General features: G+C 64.3%; 17 protein-coding genes and 1 pseudogene. 4 read left to right on the plus strand and 14 right to left on the minus strand.

The window, feature by feature from the left end; genetic code table 11:
• Window positions 1-47: 47 nt before the first annotated feature.
• Window positions 48-1,052 (plus strand): bile acid:sodium symporter family protein, encoded by a 1,005-nt coding sequence (locus AAFP05_RS10970; protein ID WP_341729899.1) that lies wholly within the window; start codon window positions 48-50, stop codon window positions 1,050-1,052.
• Here AAFP05_RS10970 and AAFP05_RS10975 read toward each other — a convergent pair.
• The 4 genes from AAFP05_RS10975 to fabG all read right to left on the minus strand — a co-directional run bounded on the left by AAFP05_RS10975 (window position 1,049) and on the right by fabG (window position 4,071).
• Window positions 1,049-1,831, minus strand: coding sequence for an ABC transporter ATP-binding protein (locus AAFP05_RS10975; RefSeq protein WP_341729900.1), 783 nt, complete (start codon window positions 1,829-1,831; stop codon window positions 1,049-1,051). The genes AAFP05_RS10970 and AAFP05_RS10975 overlap by 4 nt on opposite strands.
• Window positions 1,832-1,927: 96 nt before the next feature.
• The gene (locus tag AAFP05_RS10980) at window positions 1,928-2,413 is read right to left on the minus strand and encodes a DUF456 domain-containing protein (protein WP_341729901.1); all 486 of its coding nucleotides are present in this window, start codon (window positions 2,411-2,413) and stop codon (window positions 1,928-1,930) included.
• Window positions 2,414-2,567: 154 nt separating this feature from the next.
• On the minus strand, window positions 2,568-3,341 hold the full coding sequence (fabI, locus tag AAFP05_RS10985) for an enoyl-ACP reductase FabI (protein WP_341729984.1): 774 nt from the start codon (window positions 3,339-3,341) through the stop codon (window positions 2,568-2,570).
• A 1-nt stretch (window position 3,342) separates the two neighbouring features.
• A complete protein-coding gene (fabG, locus tag AAFP05_RS10990; RefSeq protein WP_341729902.1) occupies window positions 3,343-4,071 on the minus strand; it encodes a 3-oxoacyl-ACP reductase FabG in 729 nt (242 codons plus the stop codon).
• Window positions 4,072-4,197: 126 nt separating this feature from the next.
• Between fabG and AAFP05_RS10995 the strand changes: the two genes are divergently transcribed.
• Window positions 4,198-5,010 carry a putative RNA methyltransferase gene (locus tag AAFP05_RS10995; protein WP_341729903.1) on the plus strand — a complete coding sequence of 271 codons (813 nt, stop codon included), beginning with the start codon at window positions 4,198-4,200 and terminating at the stop codon, window positions 5,008-5,010.
• 85 nt (window positions 5,011-5,095) lie between these two features.
• On the opposite strand, the pseudogene AAFP05_RS11000 reads toward AAFP05_RS10995, so the two are convergent.
• Window positions 5,096-5,281 (minus strand): annotated as a pseudogene (locus tag AAFP05_RS11000) (helix-turn-helix domain-containing protein); the annotation flags it as partial.
• 130 nt (window positions 5,282-5,411) lie between these two features.
• Window positions 5,412-7,010, minus strand: coding sequence for an ABC-F family ATP-binding cassette domain-containing protein (locus AAFP05_RS11005; protein ID WP_341729904.1), 1,599 nt, complete (start codon window positions 7,008-7,010; stop codon window positions 5,412-5,414).
• Between the two features lie 129 nt (window positions 7,011-7,139).
• Between AAFP05_RS11005 and thpR the strand changes: the two genes are divergently transcribed.
• The gene (gene thpR / locus AAFP05_RS11010) at window positions 7,140-7,739 is read left to right on the plus strand and encodes an RNA 2',3'-cyclic phosphodiesterase (protein ID WP_341729905.1); all 600 of its coding nucleotides are present in this window, start codon (window positions 7,140-7,142) and stop codon (window positions 7,737-7,739) included.
• A gap of 13 nt (window positions 7,740-7,752) precedes the next feature.
• On the opposite strand, the gene AAFP05_RS11015 is transcribed toward thpR, so the two are convergent.
• Genes AAFP05_RS11015 through AAFP05_RS11050 form a run of 8 tightly spaced genes read right to left on the minus strand, consistent with a single transcriptional unit; the run spans window position 7,753 to window position 14,377 of the window.
• Complete coding sequence (locus AAFP05_RS11015) at window positions 7,753-8,142, minus strand: metal-sulfur cluster assembly factor (protein ID WP_341729906.1); 390 nt, start codon at window positions 8,140-8,142, stop codon at window positions 7,753-7,755.
• Window positions 8,143-8,145: 3 nt separating this feature from the next.
• The gene (sufU, locus tag AAFP05_RS11020; protein WP_341729907.1) at window positions 8,146-8,610 is read right to left on the minus strand and encodes a Fe-S cluster assembly sulfur transfer protein SufU; all 465 of its coding nucleotides are present in this window, start codon (window positions 8,608-8,610) and stop codon (window positions 8,146-8,148) included.
• Window positions 8,607-9,854: a cysteine desulfurase gene (locus AAFP05_RS11025; protein WP_341729908.1), complete on the minus strand. Its 1,248-nt coding sequence runs from the start codon at window positions 9,852-9,854 to the stop codon at window positions 8,607-8,609. The genes sufU and AAFP05_RS11025 overlap by 4 nt, the downstream gene beginning before the upstream one ends.
• Window positions 9,854-10,615 (minus strand): Fe-S cluster assembly ATPase SufC, encoded by a 762-nt coding sequence (gene sufC, locus AAFP05_RS11030; protein WP_341729909.1) that lies wholly within the window; start codon window positions 10,613-10,615, stop codon window positions 9,854-9,856. Before sufC ends, AAFP05_RS11025 begins: the two co-directional genes overlap by 1 nt.
• Before the next feature lie 6 nt (window positions 10,616-10,621).
• Window positions 10,622-10,966, minus strand: coding sequence for a non-heme iron oxygenase ferredoxin subunit (locus tag AAFP05_RS11035; protein WP_341729910.1), 345 nt, complete (start codon window positions 10,964-10,966; stop codon window positions 10,622-10,624).
• Window positions 10,966-12,153 (minus strand): Fe-S cluster assembly protein SufD, encoded by a 1,188-nt coding sequence (sufD, locus tag AAFP05_RS11040; protein WP_341729911.1) that lies wholly within the window; start codon window positions 12,151-12,153, stop codon window positions 10,966-10,968. The genes AAFP05_RS11035 and sufD overlap by 1 nt, the downstream gene beginning before the upstream one ends.
• Before the next feature lie 47 nt (window positions 12,154-12,200).
• Window positions 12,201-13,661, minus strand: coding sequence for a Fe-S cluster assembly protein SufB (sufB, locus tag AAFP05_RS11045; protein WP_341729912.1), 1,461 nt, complete (start codon window positions 13,659-13,661; stop codon window positions 12,201-12,203).
• The gene (locus AAFP05_RS11050) at window positions 13,658-14,377 is read right to left on the minus strand and encodes a helix-turn-helix domain-containing protein (RefSeq protein ID WP_341729913.1); all 720 of its coding nucleotides are present in this window, start codon (window positions 14,375-14,377) and stop codon (window positions 13,658-13,660) included. Before AAFP05_RS11050 ends, sufB begins: the two co-directional genes overlap by 4 nt.
• A gap of 211 nt (window positions 14,378-14,588) precedes the next feature.
• Between AAFP05_RS11050 and zwf the strand changes: the two genes are divergently transcribed.
• Window positions 14,589-16,115: a glucose-6-phosphate dehydrogenase gene (gene zwf / locus AAFP05_RS11055; protein WP_341729914.1), complete on the plus strand. Its 1,527-nt coding sequence runs from the start codon at window positions 14,589-14,591 to the stop codon at window positions 16,113-16,115.
• The last annotated feature ends 8 nt before the right edge of the window (window positions 16,116-16,123 follow it).

The raw sequence follows: 16,123 nt of genomic DNA on the forward strand, positions 1-16,123 counted from the left end.
ATGACCGTGTTGATCGCCGGCGGTCGCGGCGTCGTATGGTGAAGCCCATGAGTCCGACCACCCAGACACGCAGGCCTTGGTGGCGGCGTATCGATCGCTTCATGCTCGCCATCATCGGGGCCGCTGTATTCGCCACCGTACTGCCCGCCCGTGGCACCGGCGTCGAGGTGGTCGACTGGGCGTCCAAGATCACGATCGCCGTTCTCTTCTTCCTCTACGGCGTGCGGTTGAAGCCCAGCGAGACCCTGGCCGGGCTGAAGCATTGGCGGTTGCACACCGTAATCTTGAGCTTCACTTTCATTGCCTTCCCGATCGTCGGGCTGGCCTTGAGGGTGGCGGTGCCCGGCCTGATCAGCGAGGAGATCTACCGCGGCCTGCTGTACATCTGCCTGCTGCCCTCCACGGTGCAGAGTTCGATCAACTTCACCTCGATAGCCAAGGGGAACGTGCCCGCGGCGATCATCAGCGCCTCGATGTCGAATCTGCTCGGGGTCTTCATCACGCCCCTGCTGGCAATCGCGCTGATGAGCACCACCGGCATGCATCTCGATCCGAGCTCCATCCTCGATATCGCTGTGCAGATTCTGCTGCCGTTCGTGCTCGGTCAGCTCTCGCGGCGCTGGACCGCCGAGTTCGTGCTGGCCCATCCCCGCCTCAGGCTCTTCGACCAGCTATCGATCGTCCTGGTCGTCTACCGGGCGTTCGGTCAAGGCGTGCGCGAGGGTCTATGGCAACGGACCGGGATCGGCGACATCGTGGTGATCTGCCTGGCGATTGCCCTCATCTTGCCGTTGATGCTCTGGCTCACCTGGACTGTGGCCGGCCGGCTGGGATTCGACCGCCGGGATCAGATCGCCATCCAGTTCTGTGGTACCAAGAAATCGCTGGCCACCGGCGTGCCGATGGCTGCGGTGATGTTCCCCGCGGCGCAGGTCGGCATGATCGTGCTGCCGTTGATGATCTTCCATCAGGCGCAGCTGATGGTCTGCAGTTGGCTGGCAGGCAAGTATCACCGCGAGCCCGACGAGTGGTTCGAGGAGAAGACCGGTTAGGCCGCGCGAGCAGTCCAGCGTCCATCGACTTTGGCGACGCGCAAGGCCATCTCGAAGGTCTGGGTGAGCTTCTCGTCGGTCAGCACCTCGTCGATCGGGCCTGCAGCCACCACCGAACCGTGTGCCATCAGCAGCGCATGAGTGATTCCTTCGGGAATCTCCTCGACGTGATGGGTGACCAATACGGTCGTCGGGGCGTCCGGATCGAGGCAGAGCCGGGAGAGAATCTGCACCAGAATCTCCCGCCCACGCAGATCGAGTCCGGCGCCCGGCTCATCGAGCAGCAGCAGTTCGGGATCGGTCATCAGCGCCCGCGCGATCTCCACCCGCTTGCGTTCGCCCTCCGACAAGGTGCCATAGGTGCGCCCGGTCAGGTCATCCACGTGCATCAGCTGCATGAGCTCGAGAGCCCGTGCGTAGTCCATGTCCTCGTAGGCCTCGCGCCAGCGTCCCATCACGCCGTAGGACGCCGACACAACCACATCGGAGACTCTCTCGCGGTTGGGGATGCGGTGAGCGATCGACGAGGACGCCACTCCGATGCGCGGACGCAATTCGAAGACATCGACGGCGCCCAGGTACTCGCCGAGGATTTCGACGACACCGTTGGTCGGATGCATCTGGGTGCTCAGCAGCGCCAGCATCGTGGTCTTGCCCGCACCGTTCGGCCCGATGACGACCCAACGCTGGCCTTCTTCGACTCTGAGATTCACATCTTGTAACAGAAGGGCGGTTCCGCGCCGCACGCTGACTCCGGCCAATTCTGCTACTGCAACCATGCCTCAGACACTACCGTTTCACGGCTTGCGATGCGCAGCCAGGCTCGCTCAGGGCGTGACGAAGAATTCTCGCAGCAGTGCTGCTTTGGAGCGTCCTTAGAAGTGCAAGAAGATCCCGATGATCCAGGCGGTGATCGCCAGGCCGGCGCAGCTGAATTCGACGATCATCCCCAGGCCAACTGACTTCATGGCCACCAACGACGCATCCCAGGCCAGCTTCGGGTCACGCAGCCGGTACCATTCGCTGCCGAACAGACCCACGACGAAGCCGACCAAGAGCCCCACAACCGGAATCACGAACGCGCCGATCACACCGAGCACCGCACCGATCAAGATCGAGCGATTGGGTATTTGGCGGGCCTTCAGCCGCGTCCCCGTCAGCAATGTGGACGATGCCATCCCCACTCCGCACAGCACCAACCCGATCCCGAAGACGATCCAGCCGACCGGCCCTCCGATCACGATGGCCCAGAGCAGCAGCCCGATGATGATCAAGATGCTGCCGGGCAGGATCGGGACGATGATGCCGAGGGCGCCGATCACCAGGAGCACACCGGTGATGACCGAAACGAGGATGTCCATGTCATGCAGGCTACCGACGCGGCCGGGCCAAACTCGACCTCGCCGGGGATGAGCCCGGGTACGAACCGGTTGGCGGCGAAGCAGATCCTGGTGAACAGACGAAGCCGGCGTCGCCTCCGGGAAGAGACGACGCCGGCTCAGATCAACTGATCGTTCAGGCTCCGGTGGAATGCAAGCCGCCGTCAACGTAGATCATGGTGCCGGTGGTGGCCGGGAACCAGTCGCTCAGCAGCGCGACCACGGCCTTGCCGACCGGGGTGGCGTCCGCAGCGTTCCAGCCCAGCGGGGCCCGACCGTCCCAGATGTCATTGAACGAGTTCGCACCGGGGATCGCCTTCTTCGCGATCGTGTCGACAGGTCCGGCAGAAACCAGATTCGCGCGGATCCCGTCGGGCCCGAGGTAACGGGCCAGGTAACGATTCGTCGACTCGAGGGCCGCCTTGGCGACGCCCATCCAGTCGTATGAGGGCCAGCTGATGGTGGCGTCGAAGGTCAGGCCGACGATCGAAGAGCCGCGCCCGAGCAAGTCGCGAACGGCCATGGTGAGACTCTGCAGCGAATATGCGGAGGTCTGCACCGCGGTCGCGACATCTTGCCACTCGGTGCTGAGGAATGCACCGCCGAGCGCCTTCTCCGGATGCGCGTAGGCGATGGAGTGCACGACACCGTCCAGATGGTCGAAGCCGAGGTCGCGCAGCTGGCCCGGCAGCGCGGCGAGCTGATCGGCGTCGGTCACGTTGAGGTCGAGCACCTCGGGAACCGGATCGAGCTTCTTCACCACGCGGCGGGTCAGGCTCATGCCGCGTCCAAAGTTCGACACCACGATCTCGGCGCCTTCTTGCTGGGCGATCTGGGCGACCGAATAGGCGATGGAAGTGTTGAGGGTGACGCCTGTGACCAGGATCTTCTTGCCTTCGAGGATGCCCATCTCAATGCCCCATTCCCAGGCCGCCATCAACCGGGATGACCGCCCCGGTGATGTAGCCGGTCTCGTCTTCGACAAGGAACTTCACCGCATGCGCAACATCGGCGATGGTGCCCATCCGGCCGACCGGGATGCGCTCGGCGTACGACTTCTGGGTCGCCTCGTCGAGCACATCGGTCATGGCGGTCTGGATGAATCCGGGAGCGACCACGTTGAAGGTGACGCCGCGGCTGCCGACCTCACGGGCAACGCTGCGGGCCATGCCGATCAGGCCCGCCTTGGTGGACGCGTAGTTGACCTGCCCGGCCGAACCGAGCAAGGCGACCACCGAGCTGGTGGCCACGATGCGCCCGAAGCGCTGCTTGACCATGCCACGCACGGCGCGGCGGACGACGCGGTAGGCGCCGGTCAGGTTCACATCGAGAACCTTCTCCCAGTCCTCATCGCTCATCCGCATCAGCAGCGTGTCGCGGGTGATACCGGCGTTGGCGATCAGGATCTCGACCGGGCCAAGTTCGGCCTCGACCGTCTTGAACGCCTGGTCGACCGAAGCCGTGTCGGTGACATTGCAGGCCACGCCCAGCACACCTTCCGGGGCAGCGTCCGAGATGTCGAAGCTCGCGACGCGATATCCGGCATCGCGCAAGGTCTCGGCGATCGCTGCGCCGATGCCTCGTCCGGCACCGGTGATGACGGCTACACGGCCGTTTGAAGTATTGGCAGTTTCGCTCACCCCAGTGAATCTATCCTCCGCTTCGCGCCGATGCTGGTGTGACAGACACAAAAACCATCGGCCATCGTTGTCTGATTCGTCCGGGTCGCCTGGTCTGAGCGTGACGCAGCGGCAAAGATAGGGCCCATGCCAGCCATTGATGCCGCGATCGGTTTGTTGACCTGCCCGGTCTGCGCTGCCGGACTGACACGCGACGACCGGCGGCTGTGCTGCCCTCAGCAGCACAGCTTCGACATCGCGCGGTACGGCTATGTGAACCTCTTGAACGGCCCTGCCCCGGCCAATGCCGATACCTGGGACATGGTGGCAGCCAGGGAGCGGTTCCTTGACGCCGGGTTCTATCGTCCGATCCTGGACGCATTGATCCAGGCGTGCGCCGGCGCCCGGCGAATCGCAGAGGCGGGCGCCGGGCCCGGCTACTATCTGGCGGGAGTCGTGGCGGCCTGCCGTCCCGAGCAGCATCTGGCGTTGGATGTCTCGGCCGTCGCCGCCCGACGCTCCGCAAGGCGAGGCCTGGCCAGCGCCGTCGCCGACAGTTGGACGGGCCTGCCGGTGCGCTCGGGCAGTCTGGACCGATTGCTGTGCGTTTTCGCACCGCGCAACCCAGCGGATTTCGCGCGGGTGCTCAGACCGGGAGGCGAACTGATCGTGGTCACCCCGACCCCGGCCCATCTCGCCGGGCTGCGCGACCAGTTGGGGTTGCTCGACGTGCCCGCCGATAAGACCTCCCGGCTGGACGAGACGATCTGCGCTACCGGGTTGGGGTTGACGGCACGAGACCAACTCGACTTCGGTCTGGACGCCGACCCCGCCGCCATCGGAGATCTGATCGCTATGGGCCCGAATGCCTTTCATCAACCGGTGCCGGTGCCCGATGATCCTGCGCCGGTGCGAGTTTCGGTGACGATCAGCTGCTATCGGAGGCCGCGGGTCACCTAGCGGCTACGTCTGCCGGCCCCTGATGCGGGCCAGTCAGGTCCTCTTGGTCTTCCGAGGTTTCCTTGGTGCGTGTGGCCCGATGAGACCCGCCCCGAGTTCGGAAGACGACTCCTGCGTCCTTCAGCAAAGCCTGGACGAAGCCGTATGAACGACCCGAATCGACAGCCAGCGAACGAATGGATTCCCCGGCCTGATACCGCTCGACGAACGACTGCTGTACCTCGTGCCGCTGCTCGCCACTCACCCGCTTACCCTTGCTGAGCTTGGTCATGACCTACTCCTTGTCACACCGGTGGAGATGAGCATAATCGCTAGCGAAGGCGCGGTGCGGCATTTCGGGAATCTTGCTGGCCGATGGCACCCCGGGGCGAGAGATACCCCTTCTCAGACGGCAGCAGACCTCAGGCGAGCGAGATCAGTTCGGCGTACCCCTCGCTCCACAAATCCTCAGTACCATCCGGCAGCACGATCACGCGGTCGGGCTCGAGTGCCGCAACGGCGCCCTCATCGTGGGTGACCAGAATAATGGCGCCCTCATAGCGGCGGATCGCGTTCAAGACCTCTTTGCGTGACGCCGGGTCCAGGTTGTTGGTTGGCTCGTCGAGCAGCAGCACATTGGCCGACGAGACGACCAGGGTCGCCAGGGCCAGCCGGGTCTTCTCCCCGCCGGAAAGCACACCCGCTGGCTTGTGGTCGTCGTCCCCGCTGAACAGGAAGCCGCCCAGCACCCGGCGCGCCTCGGTCTCGTTGAGATCCGGGGCGGCGTGCATCATGTTCTGCAGCACGCTGATCGCGGGATCGAGCAGATCGTGCTCCTGGGCGAAATAGCCGAGCTTCAGCCCATGCCCGGGAACAATCTCGCCGGTATCCGGGGTCTCGATACCGGTGAGCAGCCGCAGCAGCGTCGTCTTACCGGCGCCGTTGAGGCCCAGGATGACAACGCGTGATCCCTTGTCGACAGCGAGATCGACACCGGTGAACACCTCGAGGGACCCGTAGGTCTTGGTGAGGTCCTTGGCCATCAGGGGGGTCTTCCCGCAGGGCGCAGGACTCGGGAAATTGATCTTGGCCACCTTGTCGCCGGCCCGCTGCCCCTCGGTGCCGGCCAGCAGCTTCTCGGCCCGCCGCGCCATATTCTGGGCTGCGGTCGCCTTGGTCGCCTTCGCGCCGAGCTTGTCCGCCTGCAGCCGCAGCTGAGCCGCTTTGCGTTCGGCGTTGTGACGCTCGCGCTTGCGGCGCTTCTCGTCCAGTTGACGCTGCTGGAGATAGGTCGACCAGCCCATCGAATACTGATCGAGAGTGGTGCGGTTGGCGTCCAGATGGAAGACCTTGGTGACGGTCTGATCGAGCAGGCCGACATCGTGACTGATCATCATCACTCCGCCGTCATAGCCCTTGACGAAATCGCGTAGCCAGACGATGGAGTCCGCGTCCAAGTGGTTCGTCGGCTCGTCGAGCAGCAGGGTATCGGCCGCGCTGAACAGGATGCGCGCCAGTTCGATCCGGCGGCGCTGACCACCGGACAGTTCGTGCAGCGGCTGGGCCAGCGCCCGATCGGGGAGACCGAGATTGGCGGCGATCCGGGCCGCCTCGGCCTCGGTGCCATAGCCGCCCGCCGCCATCAGTTCGCCCTCGACGCGAGCGTAGGAACTCATCGCCTGCTGCTGCTCATCGCCTTCGGTGCTGGCCATCAGCTTCTCGGATTTGCGCAGCCGCTCCAAGATCGTGTCCAGGTTGCGTGCCGACAGAATCCGGTCGCGAGCGATCATCGCCACGTCAGTCTCGCGGGGATCCTGCGGAAGGTAGCCGATCTCACCGCGGCGCACCACCTGACCGCCGGACGGAAGCCCTTCGCCTGCCAGGATGCGCATCATGGTGGTCTTACCCGCGCCGTTACGACCCACCAGACCGATCTTGTCGCCGGGGTTCACCCGGAAAGTCGTGGGTTCGAGCAACAGCCGTGCACCTGCACGGACCTCAAGATCAGTAGCCTGCAACATAGTCGTCCTCTATTGTGTCTCGGACCGACGATCTGGACAAAAGCAGCGGCAACCAACCCGGCGACGGTTGGCGTGCTGCCAGGACTGCGCCTGCACATCGGTGATCGCGATGTCTATACTCAGGTCGCAATGGCATCTCACACCACTGCATCCGCTGATCCGGCTCGACGTCTCTTTGTCGCCGTCACTCCGCCGGCCACGGTCATTGCTCAGCTGACCGATCTGCTCGAGCCGGCCAAGACCCGCTGGCCGCAGATCCGCTGGACGATTCCGTCCGGCTGGCATTTCACCTGCGCATTCATGGGCCGTGTCGAGACCGTGCAATACGGGCGGCTCGCCGACCTGCTCACCGAACTCGCGTCACTGACAGCCCGCTTCGGGCTGGGCATCGCGGGCGCGGGTGCCTTCCCTGCCCCCGGGCTGGCCAAGACCCTATGGCTCGGCGCCGACGATCCGCCCGGCGATCTCGAGTCGGTGGCGAGAGGCTGCCGCAACGCCGCGCGGAGGGCAGGTATCCAGGTCGCCGATGAGAGGTTCATCGGTCATCTGTCCGTCGCCCGCTTCGCGCGCTCGACCGATGCGCGCCCGCAGATCGAGGCTCTGGCCGGCATTGCGCTCCAGCCATGGGCGGTCACCGAACTCGTCCTGGTCGAATCGCTGCTCGGGCAGGGTGAGGGCGGACGAGCGCGCTATCTGATCCGGGAGCGGTTCCCGCTGTCGGCCTACTGAGGGTCCTGAGGGCTCAGATCATGAAGCCGAGCGCCTGCAGCTGTTCGCGTCCATCGTCGGTGATCATCTCCAGCGACCACGGCGGCATCCATACCCAGTTGACGGTCACGCTGCGGGCGAGCTGGCCGAGCACTGCCTGCGTCTCCCACTCGATCTGATCGGTCAGCGGGCAAGCCGGGCTGGTCAGGGTCATGTTGAGGGTGACATTCAGGTCGTCGTCGATGAGCACGTCGTAGATGAGCCCGAGATCGACGACGTTGACCATCAACTCGGGGTCGACGACCTCTTTCAGCGCCTCCAAGATGACGAGTTTCCGCTGCTCGTCGGTGGCGGTCGCCCAGGTGGCAGGCACCGTGTCGGTACCGGGCAGCTCGTCCCTCACCAGATCAGACGGGTTGGTCATATGTCACTCCTTGTCATCGGGCGTCGCCGGAAGCTCGACACCAGCGCGGATGAGCGCGTCGCGTAGCGCCGACCAGCCGAGCATCGCGCACTTCACGCGGGCCGGGAACTGAGCGACACCGGCGAATGCGATGCCGTCCTCCAGCCGGTCCTCGTCGGGCACGACCTGTCCCTGCCCTTCCATCATGTGCCGGAACTCCTCGAAGAGCGCCATCGAATCGGCAATATCGCGTCCGATCACCAGATCGCACATCACCGAGGTCGAAGCCTGCGAGATCGAGCAGCCCTCGGCATCGTAGGAGACATCGCCGATGGCGTCGCCATCGACCGCGACCCGCAAGGTGAGCTCATCGCCGCAACTGGGGTTCACATGGTGAACCTCGGCGCCGAAGGGCGTGCGCAGCCCGGCATGATGCTTCTCACGGTAGTGGTCGAGGATGATGTCTTGGTACAGCTGCTCTACGGTCATGACCTTCTCCCGGTGCGCGAGTGGAAGAAGTCATAGCTCCAGGCCACGGCAGCTACCAGCGCATCCACTTCTTCCGGCGTGGTGTACAGATACCCGGACGCCCGCGACGAACTCTGCACGCACAGCCGTTGGTGCAGCGGCGCCGCACAATGGTGCCCACCGCGCACGGCCACGCCGCGACTGTCGAGCAGCTGCATCAGATCGTGCGGATGCACCCCGTCCACCGTGAACGAGACGGCCCCGCCGCGGTCCACCGCTTCGGTCGGCCCGAGAATGCGCACTCCGGTCAGCGAGCCGAGCCCGGCCAGCATCCGCGCGGTGATCTCGTTCTCGTGGGCAGCGATCGCGTCCATCCCGATGCGGTCCAGGTAGCCGATCGCCGCGCCCAGCCCGACGGCTTGGGCGATCGGTGGCGTGCCCGCCTCGAAACGGTGCGGAGGCGGCGCATAGGTCGAGCCCTCCATCCGCACGACCTCGATCATCTCGCCGCCGCCCATGAACGGCGGCAGTTCTTCGAGCAGCGAATAGCGTCCCCACAGCACGCCGATCCCGGTCGGGCCGCACAGCTTGTGACCGGTGAAGGCGAGCAGATCGACACCGAGCCGGTTCACATCGGTGGCAAGTTGCGGCACGCCCTGCGAACCGTCTGCCACCATGATCGCGCCCACCGACTTGGCCCAGTCGGCGATCTGACGGATCGGGTTGATGGTGCCCAGCATGTTGCTGACCCAAGCGACCGAAACGATCTTCGTCCGCTCGTTGATCAACCCATCGCGTTTGGCGCCCTCGAGATCGAGCCGGCCGTCCTCGGTGATGTCGAACCAACGCAGCGTGGCGCCGCTGGCTTGGCAGACCAGCTGCCAGGGCACCAGGTTCGAATGGTGTTCCATCACCGAGATGACGACCTCATCGCCTGGCTTCAGCCGGCTTCCCAGCGTGTAGGCAGCCAGGTTGAGGGCTTCGGAGGCGTTCTTGGTGAAGACTATCTCGTCGGCCGATCCTGCGTGAATGAAATCCGCCACCGTCGCCCGGGCCTTCTCGAAGGCCGAGGTCGCCTCGGCGCCCAGGGTGTGCATAGCACGAGCCACGTTGGCGTTATGACGCAGGTAATGCGCCTCCATTGCCTCGACGACCTCGCGGGGCTTCTGGGACGTATTCGCCGAGTCGAGATAGACCAACCGGTGACCGTTGATCTCCCGATCCAGGATCGGGAAATCGGCCCGGATAGCAGCGGAATCCCACATCAGGCCTGCACGGCCTTCAGATACTTGTCGTAGCCGCTCACCTCGAGCTCGGTGGCGAGTTCCTTGCCACCTTCGGCAACGATCCGGCCGTCCACGAAGACGTGCACGTGGGTCGGCTCGACGTAGCGCAGGATCCGCTGGTAGTGGGTGATCAGCATCACCCCACGGTCGCCGTGCGCCGCGAAGCGGTTGATGCCCTCGGCGACGGTTCGCACCGCGTCGATGTCAAGACCGGAGTCGATCTCATCGAGGATCGCGACCTTCGGGTCGAGCAGGTCGAGCTGGACGATCTCGCCGCGCTTCTTCTCGCCGCCGGAGAACCCCTCGTTGATCGAACGCGCGGCGAAAGTCGGGTCCATATCCATCCGCTGCAGTGCCGCGCTGACTTCCTTCGGCCAGGTGCGTACCTTCGGGGCGATTCCGTCGAGCGCCGCCTTGGCGGTGCGCAGGAAGTTCGTGGTCGACACTCCGGGCACCTCGATCGGGTACTGCATGGCCAGGAAGAGCCCGGCCTTGGCACGCTTGTCCACGCTCAGCTCGGTCAGCTCGACGCCGTCGAGGGTGGCCGAGCCGGAGGTGATGGTGTACTTCGGATGGCCGGCCAGCGAGTAAGCCAGGGTCGACTTGCCGGATCCGTTCGGGCCCATGATCGCGTGGATCTCGCCGGAACCGATCGTCAGATTGACTCCCTTGAGAATCTCCTTGGGACCGGACTCTGTTTCGACTTCTGCGTACAGGTCCTTGATGACTAGCTCTGCCATTGGTTCTTAGTCCTCCGCGTGAGGTTGGATCGGATTGTCGATATCGACGACGATCTGATCGCCCTCGATTGAACATGGATAAACGGGCACCGGCACGGTCGCCGGCAGATTCAGGGCAGCCCCGGTACGAAGACTGAACATCGACCCGTGAAGGTAGCACTCGATGCTGCAGTCGTCCGCGTCCACATCGCCCTCTGACAAGCGGACGCGTCCGTGGCTGCATTCGTCTTGGATGGCGAACACCTCGTCGCCGATGCGCACCAGCGCGAGCTCGAGGTCGGCCTCGGGGACCTCGACGCCGAGCGGGAGATCGCCGAGTTCGTCGACTTGCGCGACGGCGACGAAGGTCATCACTCAGCCTCGGCCTTGGCCAGCACCGACGTGGACGACATGCCCTCGATCGCCGACAGCTGGACGCTCAGCGCAGCGGCCAGCCGCTCCTCGACGTCCGGGATGCCGATGCGTCGGATGATGTCCAGGAAGAAACCCTCCACCACCAAGCGGCGGGCGTCCGCTTCGGGAATGCCGCGGCTGCGCAGGTAGAAGAGTTGTTCCTCGTCGAACCGGCCCGTCGAACTCGCATGGCCGGCGCCACGGATCTCACCGGTCTCGATCTCGAGGTTCGGCACGGAGTCGGCCTGGCAGCCTTCGGTGAGCATCAGGTTCTTGTTGGTCTCGTAGGTCTCGATGTCGAGCGCATTCGCCCTGATCAGCACATCGCCGATCCACACCGAATGCGCGCCCTTGCCCTGCAGAGCGCCGCGGTAGTCGACATGACTCTCAGTATGGGGCGCGTTGTGATCGACGAACAGCCGGTGCTCGACATGCTGCCCGGCCTGCGAGAAGTAGAGGCCCAGCTGCACCAGGTTCCCGCCGATCCCGGAGAATTCGGCGCGCTCGTTCAGCCGCACATCGCCCTTGCCGATGCTCGCCTGAATGGTGCGTACCTGGGCATCTCGTCCGATCAGCGTCGAGATCTGGCCTCCGTGCACCGATCCCTCGCTCCAGTCCTGCACGCTGACGAAGTCGACATGCGAGCCCTCGCCGGTGTGTATCTCGATCTTGCCTGCGAACCGTGCCTGCCCGGTGTGGCGCAGCAAGATGGTCGCCTTGGCATGGTGCCCGACATCGACCAGCAGGTGGCCGGCGACGTCGGCGCCGTGGGCTTCGAGATCGATCACAACGGGCTCGTCGATCTCCGCTTCCGGCGGCACCGAGACGAGGGTCACATCGTCGCCCGAGCCGGCCGCCGCCATGGCGGTGACCAGATCAATCGGAGGATCGAACGAGAACGCCTTGGCCTCGTCGAGGGTCACCGTCTTCGCACTAACCTGCTCGGGAAGTGTCAGCTGCCATCGTGCGTGCTCAGCCGCGCTCGCCCGCATCAGCGGAATGAAACGCTTGACGGGAGTGAACCGCCAGGTCTCTTCGCGTCCGGTGGGCAGCGCGTGATCTGCCGTATTCCAGGACGGAGTGGGATGCAGGTGAGATTTGATGGTGGGCCGCGCTGGCGTTGGCGCGCTGATTGTCGTTGTCACGGGTGTGTCTTCTCCTGTCAGAAGGTGGGGGGATCGTGGCGTTGAACTCAGCCCACAGATCCTTCCATCTGAAGCTCGATCAGCCGATTGAGCTCGAGTGCATACTCCATCGGCAGTTCGCGGGCGATCGGCTCGACGAAGCCACGCACCACCATGGCTGCGGACTCATCCTCGCTCAGTCCACGCTGCATCAGGTAGAAGAGCTGATCCTGGCTGATCTTGGAAACCGTCGCCTCATGGGCCATCGAGACGTCTTCCTCCCGCACATCCACATACGGGTAGGTGTCGGTGCGCGAGATGCTGTCGACCAGCAGCGCATCACATTTCACCGTGGACGCCGAGTGCCGCGCGCCGGGCTGCACTTCGACCAGGCCACGGTAGGACGAACGCCCACCGTCGCGGCTGATCGACTTCGAGATGATCGTGCTGGAGGTGCTCGGTGCGCAGTGCACCATCTTCGCGCCGGTGTCTTGATGTTGCCCGTTGCCCGCGAACGCGATCGACAGAGCCTCACCCTTGGCGTTCGGGCCCATCAGGTAGCAAGCCGGGTACTTCATATTGGTCTTGGATCCGATGTTGCCGTCGATCCACTCCATCTGACCGCCCTCGTCGACCGTGGCGCGCTGAGTGACCAGGTTGTACACGTTGTTCGACCAGTTCTGGATGGTCGTGTAGCGCACCCGGGCGTTCTTCTTCACGATGATCTCGACGATCGCTGAGTGCAGAGAATCCGTCTTGTAGATCGGTGCCGTGCAGCCCTCGACGTAGTGCACGTACGAGCCTTCGTCGGCGATGATCAGCGTCCGCTCGAACTGCCCGAGGTTCTCGGTGTTCATCCGGAAGTAGGCCTGCAGCGGGATCGCCACGTTCACGCCCTTCGGCACGTAGATGAACGAGCCTCCCGACCAGACCGCGGTGTTCAGCGCGGCGAACTTGTTGTCGCCGGCCGGGATCACCGAGCCGAAGTACTCCTGGAAGAGTTCCGGGTGTTCCCTCAGGCCGGTGTCGGTGTCGAGGAAGATGACGCCCTGCTTGGCGAGCTCCTCATTGATCTTGTGGTAGACGACCTCCGACTCATACTGAGCGGCGACACCCGCTACCAGGCGTGCCTTCTCGGCCTCGGGAATGCCGAGACGATCGTAAGTCGTCTTGATGTCGTCGGGCAGGTCCTCCCAGCTTTGGGCCTGACGATCGGTCGGACGCACGTAGTACTTGATCGAATCGAAATCGATGGTCGACAGATCGGCGCCCCAGGTGGGCATCGGCTTCTTCTCGAAGAGGCTCAGCGCCTTCAGCCGGCGCTTGAGCATCCATTCCGGCTCGTTCTTGATGGTCGAGATGCCACGCACGACTCCTTCGTTCAGACCACGCTGAGCGATAGCGCCCGCGGCATCGGAGTCGTGCCAGCCATACTTGTAGTTGGCCAATGAGTTGAACTGCTCAACTTCTTGCTCGGCTACTTCTGCCTTGGTTGCCACGCGTTCGCGCGGCTGAGTATCTGTCGTCATGCGTTCACCTTTCGATCCGCTGCTGCAGAAACGGGATTGGGAAGGGGCGTCGGGGCGCCCATGTGGAGTCGGCAGGCCTGAGCGCCATGGGCGATCGTGGACGATCGGGAGACATCGGAGCCGAGCAACCGGGCGAAGACGCTCGTCTCGGCGTCGCAGAGCTGCGGGTACTCGGTCGCCACATCGACCACCGGACAGTGGTGTTGGCAAAGCTCGCCGTCGGCCGCGGTTTCGGCGAAATAGCCGGCGGCGCTGAGCGCTTCGGCCAGTATCTCCATCGGGTCTTTTTCGGGCTCCGCACCACGGCGACGGCGATAGTCGTCCTCAAGATCTGCGAGCCGCCGTTCGGCGAAGCGGTCGATGGCATCGGGCCCTGCGATGGCGACAAGCTCGGCCAGCGCGCTCAGCGCCAGATCGTCGTAGGCCTGGCCGAAACCCTTTCGCCCGTCAGCCGTCAGCTGATAGACACTTGCGGGGCGACCGCGACCGCGAGGCCCGGTCTGTTCAATGGTCGTGATCTGACCACCGTCAACCAACGCGATCAGATGGCGGCGTACTCCAGCGGCGGTCAGCGACAGCGCATCTGCGAACTCAGCGGCCGTCATCGTGCCACGCTCGAGCAGCAAGTCAAGCACCCGCTGGCGGGTGGAGGCATCAGTGGCCGCAGCCTGGCTGCCAGGCTGGCTGGTCATCTCGGCACGGATTGCGATTTCCACGCGTTCCATGTTGTCTAAATGTCACCCGAAAACCAAGCCAACTTGAGATCCCTTAGGGTTACCTAACCAAACCTTAAGCGGTGTTTTCACCGTCAGCGAACTGCCTGCGTTCTCGACCCGGCCCGCGGCATGGTCGCTGGACTGGCAGCGCACCAGGTGCCATTCATGGTTTCATGGGATCGGTTGGAAACGGGTTAGCCCTGGAGGTTCTGTGGACGCAACGTGGACGAATCCGCTGGTGGATCCTGCGGACAGACGACTGCCGCGGCTGGCGGGCCCTAGCGTGCTGGTGCTCTTCGGAGTGACCGGCGATCTGGCGCGCAAGAAGCTCATCCCGGCAATCTATGATCTGGCCAACCATGGCGCACTGCCACCGGGCTTCGGGCTGATCGGTTTCGCACGCCGCGACTGGACCAAAGAGCAGTTCGTCGAACAGTTGGCGGCCAGCGTCCGCCAGTATTCCCGCACTCCGTTCCGCGCCGAAGTCTGGCGACAGCTGGTCGCCGGTATCGACTTCGTCCAGGGCACCTTCGATGACGCGGACGCCTTCGAGCGGCTGAAGAAGACGCTGGATCGTTTTGACCGCGATCACGGCACGGACGGCAATCACGCGTTCTATCTGTCGATCCCGCCGAAGAACTTCGAGCAGGTCATCGAGCAACTCAACGCGCACGGCATGACCGATCAGACCCACGGCTGGAAGCGGGCCATCATCGAGAAGCCGTTCGGACACGACCTCGGGAGCTCAATTGAGCTGAGCCGGGTGGTTTCGGCCGCTTTCCCCGCCGAGTCGGTATTCCGCATCGACCACTATCTAGGCAAGGAGACCGTCCAGAACCTGCTGGCCTTCCGTTTCGCCAACATGATGTACGAGCCGGTCTGGAATCGGAACTTCGTCTCCCACGTTCAGATCACCATGGCCGAGGACGTCGGCATCGGCGGCCGCGCGGGATACTACGACGGCGTGGGGGCGGCACGCGACGTGATTCAGAACCACCTCATCCAGCTGATGGCCCTGACCGCGATGGAAGAACCCAATACCTTCGACCCGAACGACCTGCGTCGCGAAAAGGAGAAGGTGCTGGAGGCCGCGACGGTTCCCGAACGCATTGAAATACACAGCGCCAATGGCCAGTACGCCGCGGGCTGGCAGGGTGGACGTCAGGTCTGCGGCTTCCTTGAGGAGGACGGCATCAGTCCCGAGTCGCACACCGAGACCTATGCGGCGCTGCGGGTCGACATCGATTCCAGGCGTTGGGCCGGTGTCCCGTTCTACCTGCGCACCGTCAAGCGGGCGCCGCGCCGGATCACCGAGATCGCCTTGAACTTCAAACGCACCCCGCACATGCCGTTCAGCCAGCCCGATATCGAGGCGCTCGGCGTGAACTCGCTGGTGCTGCGAATCCAGCCCAACGAGGGCATCGAGATGAATTTCGGCGCCAAGGTGCCCGGTACCCAGATGGAGATTCGGCAGGTCAGCATGGACTTCTCCTACACCGGGTCGTTCACCGAATCGAGCCCAGAGGCCTACGAGCGGCTGATCCTTGACGTGCTGCTCGGAGACCCGCCACTGTTCCCCCGCCAGCGAGAGGTCGAGCTCTCCTGGCGAATTCTCGATCCGGTATTGGCGGCATGGGCACTAGCAGGGCAGCCCGAACAGTATCCGTCCGGCACCTGGGGCCCGCGTCGCGCCCAGGAGATGCTGGCCCGCGATGGATTCGCCTGGCGGCGTCCCTAGGAGTGCAG

The sequence above is a fragment of the Brooklawnia sp. genome (genome assembly GCF_032229645.1).
Classification (GTDB): Bacteria; Actinomycetota; Actinomycetes; order Propionibacteriales; family Propionibacteriaceae; genus Brooklawnia.